The 293-nt window shown below is 53.2% G+C and carries 1 rRNA gene; it reads left to right on the top strand.

The window, feature by feature from the left end:
• Window positions 1–293: ribosomal RNA gene (locus H7U12_RS22385) — 23S ribosomal RNA — on the top strand; the annotation flags it as partial.

Here is a 293-nt window from a genome sequence, read left to right as displayed (position 1 = left end):
ATATTCCAGTACTAGCGTAACCCAGCGATGCGGTGACGGAGTAGTGAAAGGCCCGCCTGGTGACGGAATACCAGGTTAAAGCACGTAGTTATAGGGACGGTAGTCAAGTACGCCGACTTTGATGAAATGCGATAGTACCCCAAGCCCCCGGGCGAGGGGATAGCGGCCCTAATCAGACTTCCAAGAAAACCCGCTAAGCGTTATAAAGGTTACGCTACCCGTACCGCAATCCGACACAGGTAGTCGAGGAGAGAATCCTAAGGTGCTCGAGTGAATCACGGCCAAGGAACTCG

The sequence above is a fragment of the Rufibacter sediminis genome (assembly GCF_014269285.1).
GTDB classification, from domain to species: Bacteria; Bacteroidota; Bacteroidia; order Cytophagales; family Hymenobacteraceae; genus Nibribacter; species Nibribacter sediminis.
The sequence above is the reverse complement of the archived record's forward strand: the minus strand, read 5'-3'. Positions and strand labels throughout refer to the sequence as shown.